We start from the raw sequence: 25,724 nt of genomic DNA on the forward strand, positions 1-25,724 counted from the left end.
CGGGAGGACTGAATCGTGGACTTCACCTTCACCGAGGAACAGCGGGCCGCCACCGAGGCGGCGGAGGCGGTCTTCGCGGGGGTGGCACCCGATGCGGTGCCCAGCCCCGCGCTCACCCGGGGGGCGGTGGCCGAGGACTTCGACCGGGCGCTGTGGAGCAGGCTCGCCGGAGCCGATCTGCTGAGCCTGGTGCTGGCCGAGGAGCACGGCGGCGCGGGGCTGGACCCCCTCGCGCTCTGTCTGGTGCTCCGCGAGTCGGCGAAGGTGCTGGCGCGGGTGCCGCTGCTGGAGACCGCCGCCGTGGCCCTGGCCGTCGACCGCTACGGCGGGGACGCGCTCCGCGCCCGGCTGCTGCCCCCGGTCGGACGGGGCGACCTGGTCCTCACGGTCGGGGCCAGCGGGCGCACCGGCCACGACCCGGCCGAACTGGCCGTGACGGCCCGCCGGGACACCGGCACCGGCACCGGCACCGGCACCGGCACCGGACAGTGGGTGCTGGACGGGGTGCAGACCGCGGTGCCCTGGGCCCAGTCGGCGGATCTGATCGCCGTGCCCGCCCGTCTCGACGGGGGCCGGGCCGTGCTGGCCCTCGTCCCCCCGGACAGCGCCGGCGCGGTGCTCGCCGAGCAGATCTCCACCAGCGGGGAGCGGTTCGCCGAGCTGAGCCTCGACTCCGTGCGGATCGACGCGTCCGGGCTGATCGACGCCGAGGGGGCCTGGGAGTGGCTGCGGCTGCTGCTGACCACCGGGACCTGTGCCCTCGCGCTGGGGCTGGGCGAGCGCGTGCTGTCCATGACCGCCGAGTACACCGGCAAACGGGAGCAGTTCGGCTTCCCGATCGCGACCTTCCAGGCCGTCGCCGTGCAGGCCGCCGACCGCTATATCGATCTGCGGGCCATGGCGGCGACCCTCTGGCAGGCCGCCTGGCGGCTGGGCCCGGCACGGGGGAGCGCCGGGCTCGGCGGGCCGCTGCCGGTGGCCGCCGATGTCGCCGTCGCGAAGATCTGGGCCTCGGAGGGGGTGCGCCGGGTGGTGCAGACCGCCCAGCATCTGCACGGCGGCTTCGGCGCCGACACCGACTACGCGCTGCACCGCTACCACGCCTGGGCGAAGCAGCTGGAGCTCTCCCTGGGCCCGGCCGCGGCCCATGAGGAGGCGCTCGGCGACCTGCTGGCCGCCCACCCGCTCGACTGAGCCGGGCGACGGCGGCCGGAGCGGGCCAGCCACGGAAGCGGAGGCGGGGCCGGCGGCGGAACGGAACGGAACCGAGACGGGCCCCGGCCTCAGGCGACGGAGGCCGGGGTGCCGTTGTCGGTGACCATCGGACGCCCGGCGGCGTCCCAGGCGATCATGCCGCCCTCGATGTTCACGGCGTCGATGCCCTGCTGGACCAGGTACTGGGTGACCTGGGCGGACCGCCCGCCCACCCGGCACATCACATGGGCCCGGCGACCGTCCGCCACCGCCTCGGTGACCTCACCGAACCGGGCGACGAAGCCGCTCATCGGCACATGCAGCGCGCCCTCGACATGGCCGGCCGCCCACTCGTCGTCCTCCCGGACATCCAGCACCAGGCCGTCGGCCGGCACCGCCGCGGCTTCCACCGAGGGCAGCGGGGCGAAATTCATGGGTCATGCCTTCCTTCGTCTGGTGTCCGGACCACGCGGGCCGGAGGTGTCCGCGGGGCGGTTCCACGCCCCGCGGCCCGGCCGTGTGTCGTCCGGGCGGCCCTGCGAAACCTACTCCACGAGCCCGGAGAGTTCCCTCTCCCGCTCGGAGACCTGGGCGAGGAGCTGCTCGGCGATCTCCTCCAGCAGCCGGTCCGGGTCGTCGGGGGCCAGCCGCATCATCGCCCCGATCGCGCTCTCCTCCAGCTCCCGGGCCACCATGGTCAGCAGCTCCTTGCGCTGGGAGAGCCACTCCAGCCGGGCGTAGAGCTCCTCGCTCTCGCTCAGCCGGTGCTCGGGCGGCACCGGGCCCGCCGCCCACTCCTCGGCCAGCTCCCGCAGCGCGTCGGCGTCACCGAGCGCGTAGACGGCGTTCACCCGGATCAGGAACTCGTCGCGGCGGGCCCGCTCGGTCTCGTCCTGGGCCAGATCCGGATGCGCCCGGCGGACCAGCTCGCGGTAGAGCTTGCGCGCCTCCTCGCTGGGCCGCACCCGCTGGGGCGTCCGCACGGAGCGGCCGTCCAGCATCGCCGCGGCCTCCGGGGGCAGCCCCTCGGAGTCCATCCAGCCGTGGAACAGCTCATCGACTCCGGGCATCGGCATCACCGCGGCCCGGGCGTCCCGGGCCAGGCGCAGATCCTCCGGGTCGCCGCTGCGGGCGGCCTTCGCCTCGGCGATCCGCGCGTCCAGCTCGTCCAGCCGCGCGTACATCGGGCCGAGCTTCTGGTGGTGGAGCCGGGAGAAGTTCTCGACCTCCACCCGGAAGGTCTCCAGAGCGATCTCGAACTCGATCAGCGCCTGCTCGGCCGCGCGGACCGCCCGCTCCAGCCGGGCCTCCGGCCGCGGCTGCGCGTCCTGCTCTTCGTCGTTCCGGCCTGCCGTCCCGCCGGGCGCGTCCTGGGTCACCCGCCCAGCCTAAGGGCCGGAGCGGCCCGCCCGGTCACACCCCCGGCTCGGCGGGGATACGGCCGGCCCTGATCGCCTTCAGCAGCTCGGCGTGATCGGCTTCCGTGCGGTCCGCGTAGACCACCGCGAAACGGGCCAGGGCCGCGTCCAGCTCCTCGCTCTTGCCGCAGTACCCGGAGATCAGCCGGGGGTCGGCGCTGTGCGCGTGGGCCCGCGCCAGCAGGGCCCCGGTCATCCGCCCGTAGTCGTCCAGCTGGTCCGGGGTGAGCGCCGCCGGGTCCACGCTCCCCTTGCGGTTGCGGAACTGCCGCACCTGGAACGGCAGCCCGCCGACCGTGGTCCAGCCGAGCAGAATGTCGCTGACCACCTGCATCTTCTTCTGGCCGCACACCACCCTGCGGCCCTCGTGGCCCGTCTCCTGCTCCGGGAAGCCTGCCGCGGCGAGATACGGCAGCAGCGCCGAGGGCCGGGCCTCCTTGACCTGGAGCACCAGCGCGTCTCCCCGGTGGTCCAGCAGCAGCACCACATACGACCGGGTCCCGACGCTCCCGGTGCCCACGACCCGGAACGCCACGTCCTGGATCTCATAGCGCGCCAGCAGCGGCAGCCGGTCCTCGGAGACCGTCGTCAGATACTCCTCCAGGGAGCCGGCGACGGCCGCGGCCTCCGCGTCGGACACCCGGCGCAGCACCGGGGGAGCGTCCACGAAGCGCCGTCCCTCGCCCGCGCCGTCGGAGAACAGCTCCGTCGCCTTGGCGGCGAAGCGGGCGCTGGTGTTGTTGCGCGCCTTCGCCGAGACCTGCTCCAGGGTTCCGATCAGATCCCGGGCGTCGGTGTGGGAGACCAGTTCCTCGTCGGCGATGGCGTTCCAGGCGTCCAGGGCGGGCAGCTTGGCCAGCAGCCGCATGGTGCGGCGGTAGGCGCCCATGGCGTCGAAGGCCGCCGCCCGGCAGACCTTCTCGTCCGCGCCCGACGCCCGGCCCGCCAGCACCAGCGAGGTCGCGAGCCGCTTGACGTCCCACTCCCAGGGGCCGACGACGGTCTCGTCGAAGTCATTCAGGTCCATGACGAGCCGGCCCCGGACATCTCCGTAGAGGCCGAAGTTGGCGGCGTGGGCGTCGCCGCAGAGCTGGGCGGTCACCCCTGTGACCGGGGTGCCCACCAGGTCATGGGCCATCAGCCCGGCCGAGCCGCGCAGAAAGGCGAACGGTGACGCGGCCATCCGGCCCACCCGTATCGGTGTCAGCTCGGGCACCCGGCCACGGCTGGACTCCTCGACGGCCTCGACCACACCCGGGCGGCTCACCGCCAGCACCAGGGAGTCGTGCGAGGAGCGGGGGACCCGGCTCCTCAGCTCCCTGCCCTCGTGCTTCGGGGACACACCGGCATCGGCACCCCGGCGCCGGGCGAAGCCGGGCACCACCGGAATACGCCCGTCGCCCCCGCCCGGGGCTCCGCGCCCGGCCGTGCCGCGCTCCGTCCCCTGTCGCACCGTCCGGTCCCGCTCCGTCCCCGCACCGCTCATGCTGTGTGGCCTCCCCCGCGTCGTACCCGTCGCTGTCGCTTGCCCCGACCGTACCGCCGCCTCGAACAACCGTCCTCCCCGGTGGCCGGGGAACCGGGCGGGCTGTTTCACGTGAAACAGCCCGCCCGTGCCCGCCCGTGCCCGCCCGTGCCCGCCCGTGCCGGCCCGGAGGGGGCCCACCGGGCCGGGCGTCGCGCTCAGTCGCCCAGACCCGCGTCCCGGGCCAGCAGCGCGGCCTGGACCCGGTTGTCGCACTCCAGCTTCGCCAGGAGCCGGCTGACATAGGTCTTCACCGTCGCCTCGCTCATGTGCAGCCGCTTCCCCGCGTCCGCGTTGGAGAGCCCCTCGCCCAGCAGGGAGAGCACCTCCCGCTCCCGGGCGCTCAGCCGGGAGACCAGGTCCCGGGCCCGCTCGCTCCGGGAGGCCGCGCGGCCCGAGGCCAGCCGGTCGACGACGTGCCGGGTGGCGCCGGGGGAGAGATAGGCGTCCCCGGCGGCGGCGGCTCGTACGGCCCCGATCAGCTCCGCGGGCGCGGTGTCCTTCAGCAGAAAGCCCGCGCCGCCGGACTCCAGCGCCCGCAGAACGTTGTCCCGTTCCCCGAAGGTGGTGAGGACGACGACCCGGGTGCCGGGAGCCGCCCGGCGCAGCTCCCCCAGGGCCGTGAGCCCGTCCATCACGGGCATCTGGATGTCCAGCAGCACCACATCGGCGCTGTGGGCCCGTACCTGCTCGATCGCCTCGCGCCCGTTGGACGCCTCGGCGACCACCTCGATTCCCCGGTCCGAGGTCAGGATCAGCCGGATACCCGCCCTGATCAGCGGCTCGTCGTCGGCGATGACCACCCGGATCGGCGCCCCCGTCATTTCCACCCCTCGCACTCCCCGCGTCCGTCCGGCGGCGGCCGGGACCGTTCGGTCCGCCCTGCCGTCCGCCCGTCTGCGGTGCCCAGTCTCCCCGAGCCTCCGCCGGCCCGTTCCCCGGGTCCGGTCCATCGTCCCGGGGCCGGCCCGCCCGGAGCGTCCTCGTCGGCACGGGGCGTCACGACCTGACGTGGTACGCCTTCTTCTCGATCAGCTCACCGTCCCGGAAGCAGAACCGGAACACCGGCTCCGTCTCGGCGGTGTCCGTCATCTCCCAGGAGCCGAGCGTCAGACACTCGGCGCCCCCGGGCACCCCGGGCCCCTGCCCGGCCCAGCGCTCCCCCGCGTCCGGGTCCCCGGCGGGCAGCCGTGCGCGCACCTCGTCCTCGGACTCCCCGATCTCCGTCCGCTCGTACTCGGACCGCTCGATCATGTGCTCCTCCAGGGAGTCCATGTGGAACACCGACGCGACGACGACGGAGCCCAGCACCAGCGCGGCCACCAGCGCCAGCCCACAGCCGGTCCCGAGGGCGCTGAAGGCACGGCGCCGCTCCGGACCGGGCGCGCCCGCCGCCGGCCCCGGGGGACTCCAGTCCATGACGGGCACCCCGCTCCCGGGGCCGTCCGGCCGCACCGGGGGCCCGGGGAGCGGGGGCGCCGTCCCCACCGCCGGCGCCGTCCCCACCGCCGGCACCGTCCCCACCGCCGGCCCCGTCCCCACCGCCGGCCCCGTCCCCACCGCCGGCACCGTCCCCACCGCCGGCACCGTCCCCACCGCCGGCACCGTCTCCGCCGTCCCGTACGGAAGCACCCCGGCCACCCGGAAGCCGCCGCCGGGAACGGGCCCGGTGTGCACCATCCCCCCGACCAGCCGGGCCCGCTCCCGCAGCCCGGTGAGCCCCTGCCCGCCGCTGACGGCGGCGGGGGCCCCGCTCGCGGCGCCGCTGACGATCTCGGCGACGAGGGCATCGGGCTCGTAGCGCAGCGCCACCGCGATCGGGGCGCCGGGGGCGTGCTTGTAGGCATTGGTCAGCGCCTCCTGCACGATCCGGTACGCGGCGTGGTCGGCCGCCGCCGCGAGCGGGCGGGGCTCCCCCTCGCGGCGCAGCTCCACCGAGGTGCCCGCCGCCCGCGCGGCCTCCACCAGGCCCTGGACACCGGCGGTGCCGCGCCGCGCCCGCCCCGGCCCGTCGGGCGCGCCCGGAACCGGCCCGCCCGCGCGCGGCCCCGCGCCCGCATCCGCGCCCGTGCTCCCGGCGCCCCCAGCCCGGACACCGCGCCGGCCCTCGGCTCCGCTCCCGCCGCCGTCCTCGATCCCGTCCCGCAGGATTCCGACGACCTCGCGCAGCTCGTGCATCGCGGTCACCGAGGCGCTCCGGAGCACCCCGACCGCCTCCCGCTGCCGCCCGGTCAGCTCGGGGTCCACCTCCAGGGCGCCGGTGTGCACGGCGATCAGCGCCAGCTGGTGGCCGAGGCTGTCGTGCATGTCCTGGGCGATCCGCTGCCGCTCCAGCAGCCGCGCCTGGCCCGCGACCAGCTCCCGCTCGAAGAGGAGCTGGGCGTTGCGGTCCTGCACGGCCCGGAGCAGGGTCTGCCGCTGGTTCCAGTGCCGGCCGGCCAGCCCCGGTATCACCGCGGTGGCCAGAAAGGCGAGGGTGAGGATCGGGAACATCGCCACCAGCGGCCCGGGCCCGGCGAGCGCGGTGGCGCCCAGAAAGGCGAGATACGCGCCGGTGAACGCGGCCAGGACCCTCCGGACCCCGGCGATCCGGCGCCCGGCCGACCAGCCGGCCACCAGCTGGAGCCCGAAGAGGCCCACAACCTCCGCGGCGAGCGCGGCGGTGACGACCAGCACCGGCAGCGGGAGCCGGCGCCGCAGCGGCGAGAGCACCGCGGCGCCGACGCAGGCACCCAGGACACGCGCTCCGTCGGCCCCCGCCAGCTTCTCGGTACCGGCGGCCAGCAGCGCCAGTACGAGCGCGAGCACCAGTTCGTCCCCCGCCCCGCGCCCCGGCACCGCCGAAGCCCCCGGCCGCGCGGACCGCGTCCCGTGTCCGCCGGCGCCGGGCGGGGGCGGTCCGGGCGCCCCCAGCCAGGTCCACCCCGCCCGCACCCCGGCCAGGACCCTCGAAGAGATGTTCACGTCCGGCACCCTAGATGGCGGTCCGGCCGGGAATCCGCCCACTTTCGTCCTCCCCCGGCACGACGAACGTCGCGCCCCGGCCTCCCCCGGGCCCGGCACGGGAGCGCCGGCCCACGAACCGGCGCACTGACCGCCCGTCACCGCCCGCTCTCTGATAGTTGTTTCAGCGGGGTACGGGCGCAGGCCCGTAGCGGCGTCCGTCGGCGCCGCAGGGAGGAGCGGATGAACGCCACCACACGGGACGAGGTCCTCGCCGCCGAGCAGCGGGCGGTGGACCACGCGTACGACTGCTACACCTCACGGCTGGCCGAGATGAGCGGAGCCCAGGCGGCGACGGCGTCGGCCAGCGGCAAGGACGGCATAGCCAACCGGAGGGACGCGGAGGCGCGGGCCGCGGCCTACGGCGGACTCGGCGACGAGGCCCTGGTCTTCGCCCGGGTCGACGCGCCGGACGAACCCGGTGAGGAGCCCCGGCCCTGGTACATCGGACGGCGGGGTGTGCGCGACACCGCGAACGATCCGGTGGTCCTGCTGTGGACCAGCCCGCTGGCGAGGAAGTGGGCCGAGGCGCGGCCCGACGCACCGGGCGATGTGGTCCTGCGGCGGCAACTGCGCTGTGTCCGCCGGGTGGTCGAGAGCTACTTCGACGAGATCTCCACGGCTCCCGCGAAGGCCGCCCCCGCCGGCGTACCGGAGCAGCGGCCGGCCGCGGAGGGGGCCGGGACGGCCGCCGGGCGCGCGGCCCCACCGGCCGTACCGGGCGGGGAGCCTCAGCCGCCCCGTACCCCCGGCGACGCCGTCCGCCCCGCGCGCCGCGCATCGCCCGAACCGGACGACTTCCTGCTCCAGGAGCTGAGGCGCTCGCGCGGCGGCCGGATGCGGGACATCGTGGAGACCATCCGGCGCGACCAGATGGAGCTGGTCACCGGCTCCCCCTCCGACATCCTCGTCGTCCAGGGCGGCCCCGGCACCGGCAAGTCCGCGGTCGGTCTGCACCGGGTGACCTGGCTCGTCGACAACGGGCACTTCACGGCCCGGGACATGCTGGTCATCGGCCCCCACCAGCGGTTCCTCGACTACGTCGGCCAGGTGCTGCCCACCCTCGGCACCCGGGACGTCAACGCGGTGCAGCTCAACCGCCTCTGGGACGGGGAGATCCTCGGCACCGACAGCGCCGCGGCCCGCCGGGTGAAGTCCGGCGAGCGCATGGCGGCCGTGCTGCGGCGCCGGATCGAGAACGAGGCCCGTCCCGAGGCGCTCGACGAACTCACCACCGCGCCCGCCTTCGAGGGCGACGAGCCCACCGTGGTCGTCACCGCCGGGAGCACGACCCTGCGCGTGCCGCGCTCGGAGATCCTGGCCCTCCTGGAGGAGGCCCGCGACGGCGACGCCCCCTACCGGCAGCGCCGCGAGCGCTTCCGCAGCCTCTTCGTCGACCGTCTGCTGCGGGAACTGGCCGCCATCGCCCCGCGCCGGGGCCAGGGCGGCACGATCCGCCGCGACCTGGAGCGCAATCGCCGGGTCGAGCGGCTCGTCGAGCGGCTCTGGCCGTCACCGGGCGCCCGGGAGGCCCTGCGCGGCCTCTACGACTCGCCCGACCTCCTGAGGGCCTGCGCCGACGGCGTACTCGACGAGGAGGAGCAGCGGGCCCTGCACCGCCCCCGGGCCGCCACCGCCGACGCCGACCCCTGGACCCTCGACGACCAGGTCTGTCTGGAGGAACTCCGCTTCCTCATCGCCGGGGAGACCCCCAGGCGGTACGGGCACATCGTCGTCGACGAGGCGCAGGACCTCACCCCCATGCAGGCCCGCGCCCTGCGCCGGCGCTGCGCCGCCGGCGGCTCCATGACGGTCCTCGGCGACCTCGCGCAGTCCACCGGCCCCCACATCCCGGCCGACTGGGATCTGCTCGGCACGATCCTCTCCGACCACGGGGACTGGCGGGTCGCCGTGCTGAACACCGGCTACCGCGTACCGGCGGAGATCATGGGGTTCGTCGCGCCCCTCGCCGGGGCGGTCGCCCCCGCGCTGCCCTTCCCGCAGGCCGTGCGGGAGGCGGGCGAGGGCGCCGTGCGGACCCTGCCGACGACGCCCGGGCGCCTGCTCGACGACACCGCCGCCGAGGTGAGCCGGCTGGTCGGCACCGACGACGGGCACACTCCGCGCTCCGTCGCCGTCATCGTCCCCGACGACTGGGACCGGGTGGAGGAGATCGGCCACCGGCTCGACCGGAGCGACGGCGTCCCGGAGGCCCGGCGCGGATCGGTCTCGGTGCTGGCCGCCGCGCAGGCCAAGGGGATGGAGTACGACCATGTCCTGGTCCTGGAGCCGGCCGGTATCGCCGACCGGGGGCCGACCGGCCTCCGGCAGCTCTACATCGCGCTCACGCGCAGCACGCAGAGCCTGACCGTGCTGCACACCTCCCCGCTCCCCCGGCTCCTCACGGGCGCCGAGGCCGCCCCGGAACCGCCGGCGCCCGAGGCCGGAGAGGACACGGCGGCCGGAGAGGACACAGCGGACACAGCGGGGGACGGGAGCACGGCGGCCGGGGAGGGCACAGCGGCGGGACAGGCGCCGCCCGAGATCGGGACCGACATCCGGGTACGGGTCCTGGGCCCCGGTCCGGGCGGCCGGTACCGGGTCAGGGCGCTGACGCCCTCCACCGACCGGCCGCTGGTGCTGACCGTCCGGCACGGCTCCGCGCCCCCGCGCGCGGGCCAGGAGCTGGACTGCTGGGTCTTCGCCAACGAGACCAACCACAGTGTCCTCAGCGCCGATCAGCGCGGCCGGCAGCCCATCTCGCCGAGAATGGCGGAGCGCTACGCGGCGGCGCTCGGCGTGTTCGACGAACTGACCGGTGCCGGAGGGGACCTTCCGCCGGACGCCCGCGGCCGGCTCTCCGAGCTCCAGGGCATGGCCAACCGTGTGCTCCGCCGGGACCAGGCGGACTGGGTGGACGTGCGGCGGGTGCTCGGCTCCCCGGACAGGGAGCGCCTGGGCGTCCTGCGCGACCTGGTGGCGGGGGCCAACCGCGCGCTCAAGGACGGCAGCCTGGACGCCGGCGGCCTCCGGGACGAGCTGGCGGCCTCCGGCTGGACCGAGGCCCTGGCGCGGGCGCGGGAGACCCTCAGCGCCCGCCCGGCAGCCGCCGCGGAACCCGATCCGGAACCCGATCCGGAACCCGGCCCTCAACCGGAACCGGAACCGGAACCGACACCGGAGCCCGCGCCGGAACCGACGCCGGAGCCCGCGCCGGAGCCAGAACCGGAAGCCGGCCCGAGAACAGGCCAGAAAACAGAACCGGACCCGGAACCGGACGCCGAGAACGCCCCCGAGCAGAGAGCACCCGAGCCCATGACAGCCACCGAAGAAGCCCCCGCCGCACCGGCCGTCACGACGAAGGAGGGCTTCCTGCGCGCGCTGGAGACCTCGGCCTCCGAGGACCGCACGTGCAGGAAGCACGAGGCGGTCCGCCACGCGCTGAAGTCGGCCCTGCTGTGGGCGGATCTCCAGCCCGGTGACTCACCGGTCGCCGATGTCAGCTGTGTCACCGGCGAGGGTCTGTTCCTCTACGAGGTCCTGGGCATCGGCCGCTCCGGCTACGCGGACCTCCGCTCGGGGGCGACCCGCCTCCTGGAGATCAACCACACGCTGCCCGCCCCGGCCGTCCGCCTCCACCTCGTCCTCTGCGAACCGCCCGCCGAGGACTGGTCAGCCGACACCGTCCGCGAGGTCTTCGGCGTCCATGTCCTGTGGCGCACCCCCGGGGGCTGGGGCGGCCGGGACCCGGACACCGCCCTGGGCGCCTCCGGCACCCGGCCCTGACCCCGGCGGTCGCGCCGGGCGCACCCCGAGGCGCCCGGCGCACCGCCGCACACCACGTGAGCTACGTCACATCCGTACACCGTCGACACCGGGGCGCACGACCGTGCGGATCAACGAAAAACGGGCCCTCACCAGGACTTTCGTCTCTGGTGAGAACCCGTTCAACGGTTTCTCTGTGCGCGAGGGGGGAGTTGAACCCCCACGCCCTTTCGGGCACTGGAACCTGAATCCAGCGCGTCTGCCTATTCCGCCACCCGCGCATTGGGTGCTGTCGTCCGGGCTGCTCACCGTGACCGGTGCTTCCCCCTGGCGACATGCAGAAGATTAGCACGGTGCACAGGGTGGAATCACATCCGTTTGTTTGCCCGACCCGGCGGGCGAACAGACGCGGGAACAGGGGGAGCGCACCGCCCCGTACAGGGAAGGAACAGGGAACGGGCCGGGAAGGGACGGCGGCCCGCGCCCGGTCCGCCCCCGCGCCCGACCGGGGTCCCCCGGGTGCGGGACACTGTCATGAGGCCGCCTCTACGATCCGTGTGAGAGGTGACACTCATCAACGGGGCAGACAAGGGGAACCAGCCGATTTCCCGACGCGTGGATACGATCAGTAAGCAGTATCAGGACGGCAGCAACGGAGGAGGTGCCCGATGGGAGTCCTGAAGCGTTTCGAGCAGCGACTCGAAGGCCTGGTCAACGGCACCTTCGCCAAGGTGTTCAAGTCCGAGGTCCAGCCCGTCGAGATCGCCGGCGCCCTCCAGCGCGAGTGCGACAACAACGCGACGATCTGGAACCGCGAGCGGACCGTCGTCCCCAATGACTTCATCGTGGAGCTGAGCGCCCCGGACTTCGAGCGCCTCAGCCCCTACAGCGGGCAGCTCGGCGACGAGCTGGCCGGCCTGGTGCGCGACTACGCCAAGCAGCAGCGCTACACCTTCATGGGCCCGATCAAGGTCCATCTGGAGAAGGCCGACGACCTCGACACCGGTCTGTACCGGGTGCGCAGCCGCACCCTCGCGTCGAGTACGTCACAGTCCTCCGGCGGCCCCGAGGCCGGCGCGCGCCCCGACGCGGGCGCCCCGGCGGCGGGAGCGGCACCCGGCGGGTACGGCTATCCGCCGTCCGCCGCGCCCCCGATGCCGCCCGGCCCGCCGCCCGGCGGCCGCCCCGGCCCCACCGCCGTACCGGACCGCGGCCCGGCGGGCGGCCCCGGGCCGCTGCCGGGCGCCCAGACGCGGCGCTGGATCGAGATCAACGGCACCCGCCATCAGATCTCCCGCCCGACGCTGGTGCTGGGCCGCAGCACCGACGCCGATGTGCGGATCGACGACCCCGGCGTCTCGCGCCGGCACTGTGAGATCCGGACCGGAACGCCCTCGACGATCCAGGATCTCGGGTCCACCAACGGCATCGTGGTGGACGGGCAGCACACCACCCGCGCTACGCTCCGCGACGGCTCGCGGATCGTCGTGGGCAGCACCACCATCGTTTACCGGCAAGCCGAAGGGTGAAGCGGGGGCAATGTCAGAGCTGACCCTGACGGTCATGCGGCTGGGTTTCCTGGCCGTTCTGTGGCTGTTCGTCATCGTGGCCGTTCAGGTCATCCGCAGCGATCTGTTCGGGACACGCGTCACGCAGCGCGGCTCACGCCGCAACGCCGACGCGCGTCCCCCGCAGGCGCGCCAACCCGCGGCGCCACCACCGCAGCGGCAACAGTCCGGGAGCCGCCAGCGGCGCGGGGCGCCCACCAAGCTGGTGGTGTCCGAGGGCACCCTCACCGGCACCACGGTCGCGCTCCAGGGCCAGACCATCACCCTGGGCCGGGCGCACGACTCCACGATCGTGCTGGACGACGACTACGCGTCCAGCAGGCATGCCAGGATCTACCCGGACCGTGACGGCCAGTGGATCGTCGAGGATCTCGGGTCCACCAACGGCACCTATCTCGACCGGACCCGGCTCACCACACCGACACCGATTCCGCTGGGCGCGCCGATCCGCATCGGCAAGACCGTCATCGAGCTGCGGAAGTAGTACGACAATGAGCGAGCGGAGCGAGCGAGCCACAGCGGTCCCGGAAGCGGACCGGGACCGGCTCCCGACCGGAGGGTGGGCAGTGTGGCTCGACGAGACCGGCCGTACCCCGAGCCGACGGGCGAGGTGCGCATGAGTCTGTCTCTGCGCTTCGCCGCAGGCTCGCACAAGGGCATGATCCGGGAGGGCAACGAGGACTCCGGCTACGCCGGGCCCCGCCTGCTGGCCATCGCCGACGGCATGGGCGGCCAGGCGGCGGGCGAGGTCGCCTCCTCGGAGGTCATCTCGACCCTCGTGCAGCTCGACGACGATGTGCCGGGCTCGGACATCCTCACCTCGCTCGGCACCGCCGTGCAGCGGGCCAACGACCAGCTCCGGCTGATGGTCGAGGAAGATCCCCAGCTGGAGGGCATGGGCACCACGCTCACCGCCCTGCTCTGGACCGGACAGCGCCTCGGCCTGGTCCACGTCGGCGACTCCCGCGCCTATCTGCTGCGGGACGGCGTCCTGACCCAGATCACCCAGGACCACACCTGGGTGCAGCGGCTGGTCGACGAGGGCCGGATCACCGAGGAGGAGGCCACCACGCATCCGCAGCGCTCGCTGCTGATGCGCGCGCTGGGCAGCGGCGACCACGTCGAGCCCGATCTCTCCATCCGCGAGGTCCGCGCCGGGGACCGCTATCTGATCTGCTCCGACGGGCTCTCCGGGGTGGTCTCCCACCAGACGATGGAGGAGACCCTCGCGAGCTACCAGGGCCCGCAGGAGACCATCCAGGACCTGATCCAGCTCGCCCTGCGCGGCGGCGGCCCGGACAACATCACCTGCATCGTCGCCGATGTGCTGGACCCCGACGCCAACGACACCCTGGCCGGGCAGCTCAGCGACACCCCTGTCGTCGTGGGCGCGGTCGCCGAGAACCAGCTCCAGCTGAACGACGGCGGCGCCATGCAGACCCCGGCCGGCCGCGCGGCCGGTCTCGGCCGTCCCGTACCGCCCCAGGGCGGCGGCTTCGGCCCGTCCGGCGGTGGCGACGGCTACGACGGACCGCCGTCCGAGAACAGCTTCGACGCCTACGGCGACGACGACCTGGTCAAGCCCCGCGCCGGGCGCGTCTGGCTGAAGAGATCCCTCATCGCCGTCCTCGCCCTCGCGGTCGTCGGCGGCGGTCTGTACGGCGGCTACCGCTGGACGCAGACCCAGTACTACGTCGGCACCAAGGGCGGGAACGTCGCGCTCTACCAGGGCATCAGCCAGGACCTGGCGTGGATCTCGCTCTCGAAGGTCGAGAGGGACCACCCGGAGATCGAGCTGAGGTATCTGCCGCCCTACCAGCGCAAGCAGGTGGAGGCCACGATCACCCAGAAGAGCCTCGGCAAGGCGCGCACCAAGATCGGCGAACTCGCCGCGCAGGCCTCCGCGTGCAAGAAGGAGGAGCAGCGCCGCGACGCCGCCGACCGGGCGAGCGCGCCACCGCCCGGCGAGGGCGAGGCGGGCGGCACCACCGGGGTGCCCACCGCCCGGAACGACGACAAGAAGAAACCGACCGCTGCCTCTCCCTCTCCTACTCCGGGCCCCACCCTCTCGGAGGACGAGCAGAAGCTGGCCTCGAACTGCGGTAAGCAGTAATCAGCCGTAGGGGGCCTTCTCCACCATGCGCGTTGTCACCAACACCACCACGATCGGCGCGATCGAAGCACCGAGCCGCCGCAACACCGAGCTGATGATGCTCGCGTTCGCGGTCGCCGTCCCGGTCTTCGCGTACATCAATGTGGGGCTCGCCCTCGACGGCAAGCTGCCCACCGGAGTCCTCGGGTACGGACTGGGGCTCGGCCTGCTCGCCGCCGTGGCACACCTGGTGGTGCGGAAGTTCGCCAAGTACGCCGACCCGCTGCTGCTGCCGCTCGCGGTGCTGCTCAACGGCCTCGGGCTGGTGCTGATCTGGCGGCTGGACCAGTCGCAGCGGCTGATCGAGCGGGCCCAGCGCCAGTGGGGGTCCTTCTCGCCCGACGCGCCCAAGCAGATGCTGTACTCGGCGATCGGCATCGCGCTCTTCGTGGCCGTGCTGCTGCTCCTCAAGGACCACCGCATCCTCCAGCGCTACACCTACATCTCGATGGCGGTGGCGCTGGTCCTGCTGATCCTCCCGATGTTCTTCCCCGCCCGCAACGGCGCGAAGATCTGGATCAGCCTGGGCCCGGTCAACCTCCAGCCCGGCGAGTTCGCCAAGATCATCATCGCGATCTTCTTCTCCGGCTACCTCATGGTGAAGCGGGACGCCCTCGCGCTCGCCAGCCGCCGGGTGATGGGTCTGTACCTGCCGCGCGGGCGCGACCTCGGACCGATTCTGGTGGTCTGGGCGATGTCGATCCTCATCCTGGTGTTCGAGACCGACCTCGGCACCTCGCTGCTCTTCTTCGGCCTCTTCGTGATCATGCTGTACGTCGCGACCGAGCGCACCAGCTGGATCGTCTTCGGTCTGCTGATGTCGGCGGCCGGCGCGGTCGGCGTCGCCACCTTCGAGCCGCACGTCCAGCAGCGCGTGGAGTTCTGGCTCAACCCCTTCGGTGACGAGACCTGGGCGCAGAGCGACCAGATCGGCAAGGCGCTGATGTCCTTCGGCGCCGGCGGCACCCTGGGCACCGGCCTCGGCCAGGGCAACTCCGACCTGATCGGCTTCGCCGCCAACTCCGACTTCATCCTCTCCACGGTCGGCGAGGAGCTGGGGCTCGCCGGAATGATGGCCTTCCTCATGGTCTACGGCCTCATCGTGGAGCGGGGCGTGCGCACCGCGCTCGCCGCCCGCGACCCCTTCGGCAAGCTGCTCGCCGTCGGTCTCTCCGGCGCCTTCGCGATCCAGGTCTTCGTGGTCGCCGGCGGTGTGATGGGTCTGATCCCGCTGACCGGTATGACGATGCCGTTCGTCGCGGCGGGCGGTTCATCGGTGATCGCCAACTGGGCGCTGATCGCCATTCTGATCCGTATCAGCGATACCGCCCGCAGGCCCGCACCCGCGCCCGCTCCGTCCCCCGACGCCGAGATGACCCAGGTGGTCCGACCGTGAACAAGCCCCTGCGCCGGATCGCGATCTTCTGTGGAGTGCTGATCCTCGCCCTGCTGGTGCGCACCAACTGGCTCCAGTACGTCGAGGCGGACGAGCTGAACGAGAACCCGAAGAACCGCCGTATCCAGATCGACCGGTACGCCAGCGAGCGCGGCAACATCATCGTGGACGGCAAGCGGATCACCGGCTCCGTGAAGACCGACGACTCCGACTTCGTCTACAAGCGGACCTACGCCGACGGGCCCATGTGGGCCCCGGTCACCGGCTACGCCTCGCAGGCGTTCGACGCCAACCAGCTGGAGAAGCTGGAGGACGGCATCCTCTCCGGCAACTCCGATCAGCTCTTCTTCGACCGCACCATGGCGATGTTCACGGGTGACAAGAAGAAGGGCGGCAATGTCGTCACCACGCTGAACGGCGCCGCCCAGAAGGCCGCCTGGAAGGGGCTCGGCAAGAAGAAGGGCGCCGTCGCGGCCATCGAGCCGAAGACCGGGAAGATCCTCGCGCTGGCCTCCACACCGTCCTACGACCCCGGTTCCTTCGCCGGCTACGCGGACTCCGACGCCAAGGCGTGGAACGCGCTGGGCAAGGACAAGGACAAGCCCATGCTCAACCGGGCGCTGCGCGAGATCTACCCGCCCGGGTCGACCTTCAAGGTGCTCACCGCCGCCGCCGCCCTGGAGCACGGCGCGGTGGAGGACGTCAACGCGCCGACGGACACCCCCGAGCCGTACATCCTGCCGAACACCCGCACCCCGATGAAGAACCTCGTCTCCGGGTGCGAGAACGTCAGCCTGAAGAAGGCGCTGGAGATCTCCTGCAACTCGGTCTTCGCCAAGCTCGCCGACGATGTCGGCCGGGACAAGATGCTGGAGACGGCGGAGAAGTTCGGCTTCAACGACCCCGAGCTGCTGACGCCGGTGCGGGCCGCCGAGTCGGTCTACGACAAGGACATGGAGCGCTCCGAGAACTCCCTCTCCGCCATCGGCCAGTTCAACACCGCGACCACGCCGCTCCAGATGGCCATGGTCACCGCCGCCATCGCCAATGACGGCAAGCTGATGAAGCCGTACATGGTCGACCAGCTGGAGTCACCCGATCTCGACGTGATCGAGAAGACCGACCCGGAGGAGATGAGCCGTCCCGTCTCCCAGGAGACCGCGCAGCTCGTCCAGCAGATGATGGAGAACGTCGTCACCAGCGGCAGCGGCAGGAACGCCCAGATCGGCGGGGGTGTGAAGGTCGGCGGCAAGACCGGTACCGCCCAGCACGGCGCGAACAACAGCAAGCGCCCCTACGCCTGGTTCATCTCGTACGCCAAGACCGACGAGGGCTCCCCGGTCGCCGTCGCCGTGATCGTCGAGGACTCGGGCGCCACCGCCCGGGACGACATCACCGGCGGCGGGCTCGCCGCCCCGGTCGCCAAGGATGTGATGAAGGCCGTTCTCGACAGCAGGGAGTGACCCCGGTCACCTCTGTCCGTCATCACCGCAGATCGGGATACCGGTCGGGTATCAGGTGACGGTCACGGACCGAACGGGCGGGAGGTGCCCGGTAGCGTAGTCGCGAACAGCACACCGCCGGACCTCGCGTCGGTGCGGTGGGGACCGACGGAGAGGGCTGGAACAGCTATGGAAGAGCCGCGTCGCCTCGGCGGGCGGTATGAACTGGGCTCGGTGCTCGGCCGCGGTGGCATGGCGGAGGTCTACCTCGCCCACGACACCCGGCTCGGCCGCACCGTCGCCGTGAAGACGCTGCGGGCCGATCTCGCCCGCGACCCGTCCTTCCAGGCCCGGTTCCGCCGTGAGGCCCAGTCGGCCGCCTCGCTCAACCATCCGGCGATCGTCGCGGTGTACGACACCGGCGAGGACTACGTCGACCAGGTCTCCATCCCGTACATCGTGATGGAGTACGTCGACGGCTCCACGCTCAGAGAGCTGCTGCACTCCGGCCGGAAGCTCCTCCCGGAGCGCACGCTGGAGATGACCACCGGCATCCTCCAGGCGCTGGAGTACTCGCACCGCAACAACATCGTCCACCGTGACATCAAGCCGGCGAACGTCATGCTGACGCGCACCGGCCAGGTCAAGGTGATGGACTTCGGCATCGCCCGTGCGATGGGTGACGCCGGGATGACGATGACGCAGACCTCCGCCGTCATCGGCACCGCCCAGTACCTCTCCCCGGAACAGGCCAAGGGCGAGCAGGTCGACGCGCGCTCCGATCTGTACTCCACCGGATGTCTGCTCTACGAACTGCTCACGGTGCGCCCGCCGTTCATCGGCGACTCGCCGGTGGCGGTGGCGTATCAGCATGTCCGCGAGGAGCCGCAGCCGCCGTCGAACTTCGACGCCGAGATCACCCCCGAGATGGACGCCATCGTCCTCAAGGCGCTGGTCAAGGACCCCGACTACCGCTATCAGTCCGCGGACGAGATGCGGGCCGACATCGAGGCGTGCCTCGACGGCCAGCCGGTCGCGGCGACGGCGGCGATGGGTGCGGTCGGCTACGGCTATCCGCAGGAGGAGCAGGCCACCACGGCGCTGCGGCACTCCGACCACGCCGCCGCCCAGACCTCGATGCTGCCGCCCATGAACCCGGACGATGGGGGCTTCGGCGCCTATGACGACGGCCGGGGCCGGCGCCGTCAGCGCAAGTCCAGCACGTCCACGGTGCTGCTGGTGGTCGCGGGCATCCTGGTGCTGATCGGAGCGGTGCTGATCGGCCGCGCCGTCTTCGGCCCGGACGCCGGCAAGGGCGATGTGGATGTGCCCGTGCTGGTGGGCAAGACGGTGGAGGAGGCCCAGGCGGACGCCACCAACGCGGGCGTCGAACTCCAGGAGTCCGGCAGGGAGCGCTGCGACCAGCCCAAGGGCAGGATCTGCGAGCAGTCGCCGGCCGACGGCACCATCGCGGAGGGGGAGACCATCACGTATGTGCTCTCCGAGGGCGCACCCAAGGTCGAGGTGCCCGACGTGGTGGAGAAGTCCAAGGACAGCGCGCAGGACGCGCTGCGGCGCAAGGGCTTCAAGGTCGACGTCAAGGAGGTCGAGACCTCCCAGGCCGACGCCGGAACCGTCTTCAAGCAGGACCCGGCGCAGAACAGCATGGTCGAGAAGGGCACGACGGTCACCATCACGGTGGCGACCCAGCAGCTCCAGACCGTGCCCAAGGTGGTCGGCAACCAGCTCGCGCAGGCGCAGTCGCAGCTCCAGTTCCTGGACTTCCAGGTGAACACGGAGTACGTCGACTCCGAGGAGCCCAAGGACAAGGTCATCGGCCAGACCCCCGAGGGGGACAGCAAGGCGGCCAAGAACACCACGGTGACGCTGAAGGTCTCCAAGGGACCGGCGCAGACCATCCAGGTGCCGAGCCTCCAGGGCAAGACGCTCGGCGAGGCGAAGGCCCTGCTGACGGGGGCCGGTCTCCAGATCGGTGAGATCAAGGGCTCGGACAAGGACACCGCCCAGGTGATCGCGCAGGACCCGGTGGCCGGTTCCCAGGCCGCGGCGAACCAGCAGGTGGGGGTCACCACCCTCGACATCGGCGGGGACAACGGGGGCGCGGCCGAGGGCAACAACGGCGGCGAGAACGGCGGCGACAACTCCGGCGGTGACAGCGACGGGGGCGACGGCGACGGTGACGGCGGGTTCATCGGCGGCATAGGCATGCGGCGGTAGGACCCCGGCCCCGGCCGGCACGCGGAGGAGCCCCGGCACCCTGGGAAGGGTGCCGGGGCTCTGTGCTGTGGGGAGACGGTGCTCAGCCGCGCAGTTCGGCGGGCTTGGTGCGGTCCGCGTCGACCTTGACCTCCCGCACCAGTTCGCCCCAGACGATGTAGCGGTAGTCGGAGGTCAGGACGGGGGTGCAGGTGGTCAGGGTGATGTACCGGCCCGCCGTGGTCCTCCCCGACTCCTTCGGGACCGGCTTGAGCACATCCACGTTGTACTTGGAGGTCTTCGGCAGCGACTTGTAGACCTTGTAGACGTACCAGGTGTCCCGGGTCTCGAAGACGATCGGGTCGCCGTCCTTGATCTTGTGGATGTTGTGGAACTTGGCGCCGTGGCCGTCCCGGTGCGCGGCGAGGGTGAAGTTGCCCTTGCGGTCCCAGGGGAGCGCCGACTTCACCGGTTCGGTGTAGTAGCCGGCGATGCCGTCGTTCAGCTCCTTGGTGTCGGTGCCCTTCTTCACCAGCACCTCGCCGTTCTTCATGGCGGGTACGTGGAGGAAGCCGATGCCGTCCTTGGTGTTGAGCACCCCCGGGCCGTTGCCGCTGCCGACCCGGTCGGCCCAGTTCTCGCGCATCCGGTCGCTCTGCCGCGAGGACTCGCGGTCCGCGAGGACATTGGTCCACCAGAGCGAGTAGACGACGAAGAGGCCGAGGATCACGCCGGCGGTGATCAGCAGTTCACCGAGGACACTGATGACGCCGGCGACCCGGCTCCGCGCACGTGACACTGCTTCTCTTCCCGTCTGGATTCAGCAATGGCCGGTATCAGCCTACGAGCGCGTCCGGTTTGCCCTTGCCGCGTGGCCGTTCCTCGACCATCTTGCCCCACACGATCATCCGGTAGGTACTCGTGAATTCCGGCGTACAGGTGGTGAGGGTGATGTACCGGCCGGGCCGGTCGAATCCGGAGCCCGGCGGCACCGGCCCGATCACCTTGACGTTGGACGGCGGGGTCTGGGGCAGGATGCTCGCCATCTCGTAGGTGTAGTACGTGTCCTGGGTCTCGACCACGATCGGGTCGCCCGGCTGGAGACGGTTGATGTAGCGGAAGGGCTCGCCGTGGGTGTTGCGGTGGCCCGCGACGGCGAAGTTGCCCGTCGGGTCCGAGGGCATCGCGGTCTTGAGCCTGCCCTCGCTGTAGTGGCCCACCATCCCCCGGTCGAGCACCTTCTCCTTGTCGATGCTCGCGGCGACGGGGACGACGACATCGAGTTTGGGGATGTACATGATGGCGAATCCCTCGCCCGGGGCGAAGGTGCCCGGTTTGCGGCCGTCGGCCCAGGCCTCCTGGATCTTGTTCCGCTCCTTGTCGACCTCCTGGCCCGCGCGGATGTTGGTCCACCAGAGCTGATAGGTGACGAAGAGCAGCATCAGCACGCCGAAGGTGATGAACAGCTCGCCCATGGCCCGGCTGGCGATCACGGCCGGGCTGTCCTTGGCGGCCTTGGCGGCGCGGCGGGCCTCGACGCGGGTGAGCGGTCGCCCGGGGCCGCCGGGCGGCGGCACGGGCGCGGGGGGCCGCTTTCCGGCCGCCGGGGCGGGGCGCTTGCGGCCACGGCCCTTGGCGGCCCGCCGCCGCTCGGCCCGGCCGGGCCCCGAGGGCACGAGGGGCATCGGGGCGGTCGGCGCCGAGTCGTACGGGGGTGGGACGTACGGGACGCCCCCGGGGGCGCCGGGGCCGGGACCCGGGGCACCGTACCCGCCGGGGCCCGGGCCGGGGTCGGGGGTGCGGTATCCGGTGGTGCCGTGTCCCCCGTCGCCGTATCCGGCGGGTGGGCGGGAATCCTCCCCCGGACGCCCGGTGGTCACACCAGGGCCTTGGCCACAGCCTTGCCCACCACCGGCGCGAGCCCCACGGACCGTCCGACCGCTCCGGCGTCGCCGCACTGCTCCAGCCAGTTGGCGAGCATCAGATGTCCGTACTCGGTGAGGACCGACTCGGGGTGGAACTGCACGCCCTCCACCGCCCGCTCACGGTGGCGGAGCCCCATGATGATGCCGTCCTCCGTCGCCGCGGTGATCTCCAGCTCGGGCGGGAGGTCGGCGGGCTCGGCGGCCAGCGAGTGGTAGCGGGTCGCGGTGAACGGCGACGGCAGCCCGGCGAAGACGCCCTTGCCCTGGTGGAGCACCGGGGAGGTCTTGCCGTGCAGCAGTTCGGGGGCGCGGTCGACCACCCCGCCGTACGCCACCGCCATCGACTGCATCCCGAGGCAGACCCCGAAGACCGGGACCCCGGTGTCCGCGCAGTGGCGGACCATGTCGATACAGACACCGGCCTGCTCGGGGGCGCCGGGGCCGGGGGAGAGCAGTACGCCGTCGAAGCCGTCCTGGGCGTGGGCGAGGGCGACCTCGTCGTTCCGTACGACCTCGCACTCCGCGCCGAGCTGGTACAGGTACTGGACCAGGTTGAAGACGAAGCTGTCGTAGTTGTCGACGACCAGAATGCGTGCGCTCATCGGGCGGCTCCCTCGTCCCCGCCGGTGCCGGGACCGGCGCCGGCGCCGTCACCCGTTCCGTCGACCGTGACATCGTTGAACGGGAGGAGTGGCTCCGCCCAGGGGAAGACGTACTGGAACAGCGCGTAGACGACCGCGAGGACCAGCACGAGCGAGAGGAGTGCGCGCACCCACGCGTTGCCCGGCAGATGCCGCCAGATCCAGCCGTACATTGCCGTCCCTTTCCGTTCGTTACCGCTCCAGACTAAGGGGCGGCGGGGCCGCGCGGGTCAGCTGTGGAAAGCCGGGGGCCGGCCGTCCGTCACAGGCCGGGTGGAGTCGAGCCGGGCCCAGGCGATCAGCCGGTGGCTGCTGCCCCACTCCGGCTCGCAGGTCGTCAGGGTCAGATACCGGCCAGGTCGGCTGAATCCCGACTTCTCCGGTACGGGATTGATCACTCCGATATCGGTCGGGACCGTTTTCAAGGGCTTCCTGGCGATCCGGTAGGTGAACCAGGTCGTGCCGTCGGTGAGGACGACCGGGTCCCCGGGGCGGAGCCGGGGGAAGTCCTTGAAGGGGTCGCCGTAGGTGCGGCGGTGGCCGGCGACGGCGAAGTTCCCGGTTCCGCCGAGCGGGGCGGTGCCGGCGTAGTGGCCGAGACCCCTCTTGAGGGTGGCGGTGCGGGTGCCCTCCAGGACCGGCCAGTCCCAGTCGCGGCCGAAGCGGGGGATGTACATCACGGCGAAGGACCGGCCGTCGCGGTACGCGGGCCCGGGGCCGGGCGCGCCCGTGGGCGCCGGCTCCCGGGCGGTCTCCGGGGGCTTCGGGGCGGGGGCGGGCTTCCGGGGGGCGGAGGGCGCCGGGGCCGGCGCCGGGGCGGCGGTCGTCCCCGGTGCCGGGGAGTCAGGGGCGGGGCCGGGGGGCGGCACGGCGGCCGGGGCTTCCACCCGACCCCGGGACCACCGCTCCTGGAGCCGGTCCAGCTCCCCGTCCGAGGCGTCCGCCGCCTTGATACCCGTCCAGAACATGACATAGGCCACAAAGAGCACGATGAGCGTGCCGACGGTGACACACAGCTCACTGAGGACTCTCACGACCAGCCGTAACGACACCGAACGGCACCCCCAGCCCCACGGGCTCCGGCTACTCCACGGGCTTCGCGTAGTGGAGATCCACTGTGCCCGAGTAGCCGGGAAGAGTCACCGCCCCGCGCTCGTCGACTTTCCAGCCGAGGCCGTACGCCTTCACATAGAGCTGGTAGTTCTGGAGCGCCGGCGAGGTGTCGAGGGCCTTCTCCAGCCGGTCCTGGTCACCCACTGCGGTGATCTTGTAGGGGGGCGAGTAGACGCGCCCCTGGAGGATCAGGGTGTTGCCCACACAGCGCACGGCGCTGGTGGAGATCAGCCGCTGGTCCATCACCTGGATGCCCCGGGCGCCGCCCTTCCACAGGGCGTTGACGACGGCCTGGAGGTCCTGCTGGTGAATCACCAGGTCATTGGCTTGCGGCTCGGGGTAGCCGGGGGCCGCCTGGGCGTTCGGCGGGGCGTCGTCGAGGGTGACGGTCAGCGCCTCGCCGCTCACCTTCCGGGTCCCTGCGGCCTTCTCCAGGGCGCCGAACCGCTCGTCCTCGGCCCTGGTGGAGCCGTCGTCCCGGTGGGCGAGGGTGTCCACCTCGCCGCGGAGCGCGGCCGTGGACTCGTCGAGGTGACCGTTTCTGGCGCTGCGCTGCTGGATGAGGTCGGAGAGCTTCAGCAGGGAGTCGTCCGTACGGAGATTGGTGCCCTTGGCGGTGTTGAAACTGGTCACGAAAATCAGCCCGGCGAGGGCGAAGACGGCTGCGGTCAGCAGCCGGCCGGTTCTCCTTCTGAGGATTCCAACCGGCCCTGGCCTGGAGTTGGTGGAATTACTCAACGTACCCTTATCTCCTCAGGCGCCGCGGAAGCACTACGCTAACGGACGCCCGGGGGAGGCAGTGATCCCCGTCGCTCCTGACCCCGGCCGCCAGCCACAGTTCCCTGCGCGGTCACGCAGCGCATCGACAGGAGAGTCCCTCGTGCCGAAGTCACGTATCCGCAAGAAGGCCGATTTCACGCCGCCGCCCGCCAACCGGACGGCGACCGCCATCAAGCTGACCAACCGCAGCTGGGTCGCCCCGGTCATGCTCGCGCTGTTCCTGATCGGGCTGGCCTGGATCGTCCTTTTCTATGTGACCGAGAGCAGCTTGCCGCTGGAGTCCATCGGCGACTGGAACATCGTCGTCGGGTTCGGCTTCATCGCCGCGGGCTTCGGCGTCTCCACCCAGTGGAAGTAGCCGTGGCGCGCGGAGCCGGCCGGCTCCTCTGTGTCAAGCTCTGACCCAAGTTATCCACAGCGTTGTCCACAGTGGGGAAAAGGTCAGACGATCTGTGGATAACCTTCAGGATGTTGACGCCGGTGTGACTGCGTCGGCCATCTCGGTGACAGGCTCGCGCCCCTTGTCCCCGCTGGGGAAACCCGGTTCGGGGACAAGGGGCACACCTGTTCAGTACGGGATGCGCAGGATTCGCCACACGCTGTGGACAACCGGTGCCCAAGCGGTGGACAAGCCGTGCCAGGCCCGGGGAAAAGTCCCTGTTCAGCCGCTGTGGATCAGGTCAGGGCGACGGTTCTGGCGACGACCGTCACCACGATCGCCAGCAGCGCCACGGCGAGGACCCCGCCCTGTATCAGGGTGCGGCGGGCCCTCGGGGCGTACACCAGTCCGAGGGTGACGAGGGCGCCGACCACCAGACCGCCGATGTGCCCCTCCCAGGAGATATTGGGCCGGGTGAAGGTGAGCAGCAGGCTGATCGCGAGGATCACGGCGACCGGGCGCATGTCCAGATTCGACCGGCGGGCCAGCACCGCGAAGGCGCCCATCAGGCCGAAGACGGCACCCGACGCGCCCAGCGAGGGCTGGTTCTGCGCGGAGAGCAGATAGGCGAGCGCGCTGCCGCCGAGGCCGGAGAGCAGATAGACCGCGAGATAGCGGCTGCGCCCGAGCGCGGGCTCCACCATCTTGCCGAGGAACCAGACCCCGAGCATGTTGAAGAGGATGTGCGGCAGCTCCTCGTGCAGGAACACCGCGGTGAGCAGGCGGTACCACTGGCCGTCGGCCACACCGACGACCTGGCCCAGCTCCGGGCTGAAGGCCAGCCCGACCAGGCTGGTCTCGGCGACCAGCCGCTCGCCGAGCGCGAGCACCAGGGCGTAGACCGCGACATTGATCGCGATGAGCACCTTGGTGACCAGGAAGGGATCGGCGGCGATGGTGCCGCCGGCGATGGTGCGGGGCCGCTGGGTGGTGGCGGAGCCCTGTCTCACGCAGTCGGGGCACTGGAAGCCGACGGAGGCGCTGACCATGCACTGCGGGCAGATCGGGCGCTCGCAGCGGACACAGCTGATGCCCGTCCCCGTCTCCGGGTGGCGGTAGCAGCCGGGCAGGCCGGACGCGCCCCTCGGCCCGTGCGGCTCCTGCGGACTGCCTGGCGCCTGGTCCATGAGATCCCTCAACCCTCCT

At 72.2% G+C, this 25,724-nt stretch carries 21 protein-coding genes and 1 tRNA gene; 9 read left to right on the top strand and 13 right to left on the bottom strand.

The annotated features are described in order from the left end of the window. Positions 1 to 15 precede the first annotated feature (15 nt). Positions 16 to 1,194, top strand: coding sequence for an acyl-CoA dehydrogenase family protein (locus ABT122_RS14190; protein WP_351550425.1), 1,179 nt, complete (start codon positions 16 to 18; stop codon positions 1,192 to 1,194). 89 nt (positions 1,195 to 1,283) lie between these two features. Here the strand turns inward: ABT122_RS14190 and ABT122_RS14195 are convergent, their stop codons facing one another. The 5 genes from ABT122_RS14195 to ABT122_RS14215 all read right to left on the bottom strand — a co-directional run bounded on the left by ABT122_RS14195 (position 1,284) and on the right by ABT122_RS14215 (position 7,101). Next, positions 1,284 to 1,628 (bottom strand): rhodanese-like domain-containing protein, encoded by a 345-nt coding sequence (locus ABT122_RS14195; RefSeq protein ID WP_351550428.1) that lies wholly within the window; start codon positions 1,626 to 1,628, stop codon positions 1,284 to 1,286. Positions 1,629 to 1,739: 111 nt separating this feature from the next. Beyond that, positions 1,740 to 2,573 carry a hypothetical protein gene (locus ABT122_RS14200; protein WP_351550430.1) on the bottom strand — a complete coding sequence of 278 codons (834 nt, stop codon included), beginning with the start codon at positions 2,571 to 2,573 and terminating at the stop codon, positions 1,740 to 1,742. Positions 2,574 to 2,607: 34 nt separating this feature from the next. Next, entirely contained in the window at positions 2,608 to 4,098 is a 1,491-nt protein-coding gene (locus ABT122_RS14205; RefSeq protein WP_351550432.1) for a DUF2252 domain-containing protein, read from the bottom strand. A gap of 197 nt (positions 4,099 to 4,295) precedes the next feature. Further along, positions 4,296 to 4,961, bottom strand: a complete 666-nt coding sequence (locus ABT122_RS14210) for a response regulator transcription factor (RefSeq protein WP_351550434.1) — start codon at positions 4,959 to 4,961, stop codon at positions 4,296 to 4,298. Positions 4,962 to 5,136: 175 nt separating this feature from the next. Beyond that, positions 5,137 to 7,101 carry a sensor histidine kinase gene (locus ABT122_RS14215; protein WP_351550437.1) on the bottom strand — a complete coding sequence of 655 codons (1,965 nt, stop codon included), beginning with the start codon at positions 7,099 to 7,101 and terminating at the stop codon, positions 5,137 to 5,139. A 222-nt stretch (positions 7,102 to 7,323) separates the two neighbouring features. On the opposite strand from ABT122_RS14215, the gene ABT122_RS14220 reads away from it, so the two are divergent. Then, positions 7,324 to 10,926, top strand: coding sequence for an AAA family ATPase (locus ABT122_RS14220; protein ID WP_351550439.1), 3,603 nt, complete (start codon positions 7,324 to 7,326; stop codon positions 10,924 to 10,926). Positions 10,927 to 11,102: 176 nt separating this feature from the next. On the opposite strand, the gene ABT122_RS14225 is transcribed toward ABT122_RS14220, so the two are convergent. Next, positions 11,103 to 11,186: transfer RNA gene (locus ABT122_RS14225), tRNA-Leu, on the bottom strand. Positions 11,187 to 11,573: 387 nt separating this feature from the next. On the opposite strand from ABT122_RS14225, the gene ABT122_RS14230 reads away from it, so the two are divergent. The 6 genes from ABT122_RS14230 to pknB all read left to right on the top strand — a co-directional run bounded on the left by ABT122_RS14230 (position 11,574) and on the right by pknB (position 19,701). After that, entirely contained in the window at positions 11,574 to 12,434 is an 861-nt protein-coding gene (locus ABT122_RS14230; protein WP_351550442.1) for an FHA domain-containing protein, read from the top strand. Between the two features lie 10 nt (positions 12,435 to 12,444). Beyond that, positions 12,445 to 12,957: an FHA domain-containing protein FhaB/FipA gene (locus ABT122_RS14235; protein WP_351550445.1), complete on the top strand. Its 513-nt coding sequence runs from the start codon at positions 12,445 to 12,447 to the stop codon at positions 12,955 to 12,957. A 132-nt stretch (positions 12,958 to 13,089) separates the two neighbouring features. Then, a complete protein-coding gene (locus tag ABT122_RS14240; RefSeq protein WP_351550448.1) occupies positions 13,090 to 14,586 on the top strand; it encodes a PP2C family protein-serine/threonine phosphatase in 1,497 nt (498 codons plus the stop codon). Between the two features lie 25 nt (positions 14,587 to 14,611). Further along, positions 14,612 to 16,021, top strand: coding sequence for an FtsW/RodA/SpoVE family cell cycle protein (locus ABT122_RS14245; RefSeq protein WP_351550451.1), 1,410 nt, complete (start codon positions 14,612 to 14,614; stop codon positions 16,019 to 16,021). After that, positions 16,018 to 17,484, top strand: coding sequence for a peptidoglycan D,D-transpeptidase FtsI family protein (locus ABT122_RS14250; protein ID WP_351550453.1), 1,467 nt, complete (start codon positions 16,018 to 16,020; stop codon positions 17,482 to 17,484). The genes ABT122_RS14245 and ABT122_RS14250 overlap by 4 nt, the downstream gene beginning before the upstream one ends. A 168-nt stretch (positions 17,485 to 17,652) precedes the next feature. Further along, the gene (pknB, locus tag ABT122_RS14255; protein WP_351550456.1) at positions 17,653 to 19,701 is read left to right on the top strand and encodes a Stk1 family PASTA domain-containing Ser/Thr kinase; all 2,049 of its coding nucleotides are present in this window, start codon (positions 17,653 to 17,655) and stop codon (positions 19,699 to 19,701) included. A gap of 82 nt (positions 19,702 to 19,783) precedes the next feature. On the opposite strand, the gene ABT122_RS14260 is transcribed toward pknB, so the two are convergent. Genes ABT122_RS14260 through ABT122_RS14285 form a run of 6 tightly spaced genes read right to left on the bottom strand, consistent with a single transcriptional unit; the run spans position 19,784 to position 24,097 of the window. After that, positions 19,784 to 20,479, bottom strand: a complete 696-nt coding sequence (locus ABT122_RS14260; protein ID WP_351550459.1) for a class E sortase — start codon at positions 20,477 to 20,479, stop codon at positions 19,784 to 19,786. 37 nt (positions 20,480 to 20,516) lie between these two features. After that, positions 20,517 to 21,650, bottom strand: coding sequence for a class E sortase (locus tag ABT122_RS14265; protein WP_351550533.1), 1,134 nt, complete (start codon positions 21,648 to 21,650; stop codon positions 20,517 to 20,519). Continuing rightward, positions 21,557 to 22,207 carry an aminodeoxychorismate/anthranilate synthase component II gene (locus ABT122_RS14270; RefSeq protein WP_351550462.1) on the bottom strand — a complete coding sequence of 217 codons (651 nt, stop codon included), beginning with the start codon at positions 22,205 to 22,207 and terminating at the stop codon, positions 21,557 to 21,559. Before ABT122_RS14270 ends, ABT122_RS14265 begins: the two co-directional genes overlap by 94 nt. Continuing rightward, positions 22,204 to 22,419, bottom strand: a complete 216-nt coding sequence (locus ABT122_RS14275; RefSeq protein ID WP_351550464.1) for a hypothetical protein — start codon at positions 22,417 to 22,419, stop codon at positions 22,204 to 22,206. The genes ABT122_RS14270 and ABT122_RS14275 overlap by 4 nt, the downstream gene beginning before the upstream one ends. A gap of 57 nt (positions 22,420 to 22,476) precedes the next feature. Continuing rightward, positions 22,477 to 23,298, bottom strand: a complete 822-nt coding sequence (locus ABT122_RS14280) for a class E sortase (protein WP_351550467.1) — start codon at positions 23,296 to 23,298, stop codon at positions 22,477 to 22,479. A gap of 31 nt (positions 23,299 to 23,329) precedes the next feature. After that, positions 23,330 to 24,097, bottom strand: a complete 768-nt coding sequence (locus ABT122_RS14285; RefSeq protein ID WP_351550470.1) for a DUF881 domain-containing protein — start codon at positions 24,095 to 24,097, stop codon at positions 23,330 to 23,332. Positions 24,098 to 24,239: 142 nt separating this feature from the next. Here ABT122_RS14285 and crgA point away from each other — a divergent pair, with 142 nt between their 5' ends. Next, positions 24,240 to 24,497: a cell division protein CrgA gene (gene crgA / locus ABT122_RS14290; RefSeq protein ID WP_351550473.1), complete on the top strand. Its 258-nt coding sequence runs from the start codon at positions 24,240 to 24,242 to the stop codon at positions 24,495 to 24,497. A 317-nt stretch (positions 24,498 to 24,814) separates the two neighbouring features. Here the strand turns inward: crgA and ABT122_RS14295 are convergent, their stop codons facing one another. Next, entirely contained in the window at positions 24,815 to 25,705 is an 891-nt protein-coding gene (locus tag ABT122_RS14295) for a rhomboid family intramembrane serine protease (protein WP_351550476.1), read from the bottom strand. Positions 25,706 to 25,724: the final 19 nt, after the last annotated feature.

This window comes from Streptomyces sp. NPDC001985, from assembly GCF_040296845.1.
Lineage (GTDB): Bacteria > Actinomycetota > Actinomycetes > Streptomycetales > Streptomycetaceae > Streptomyces.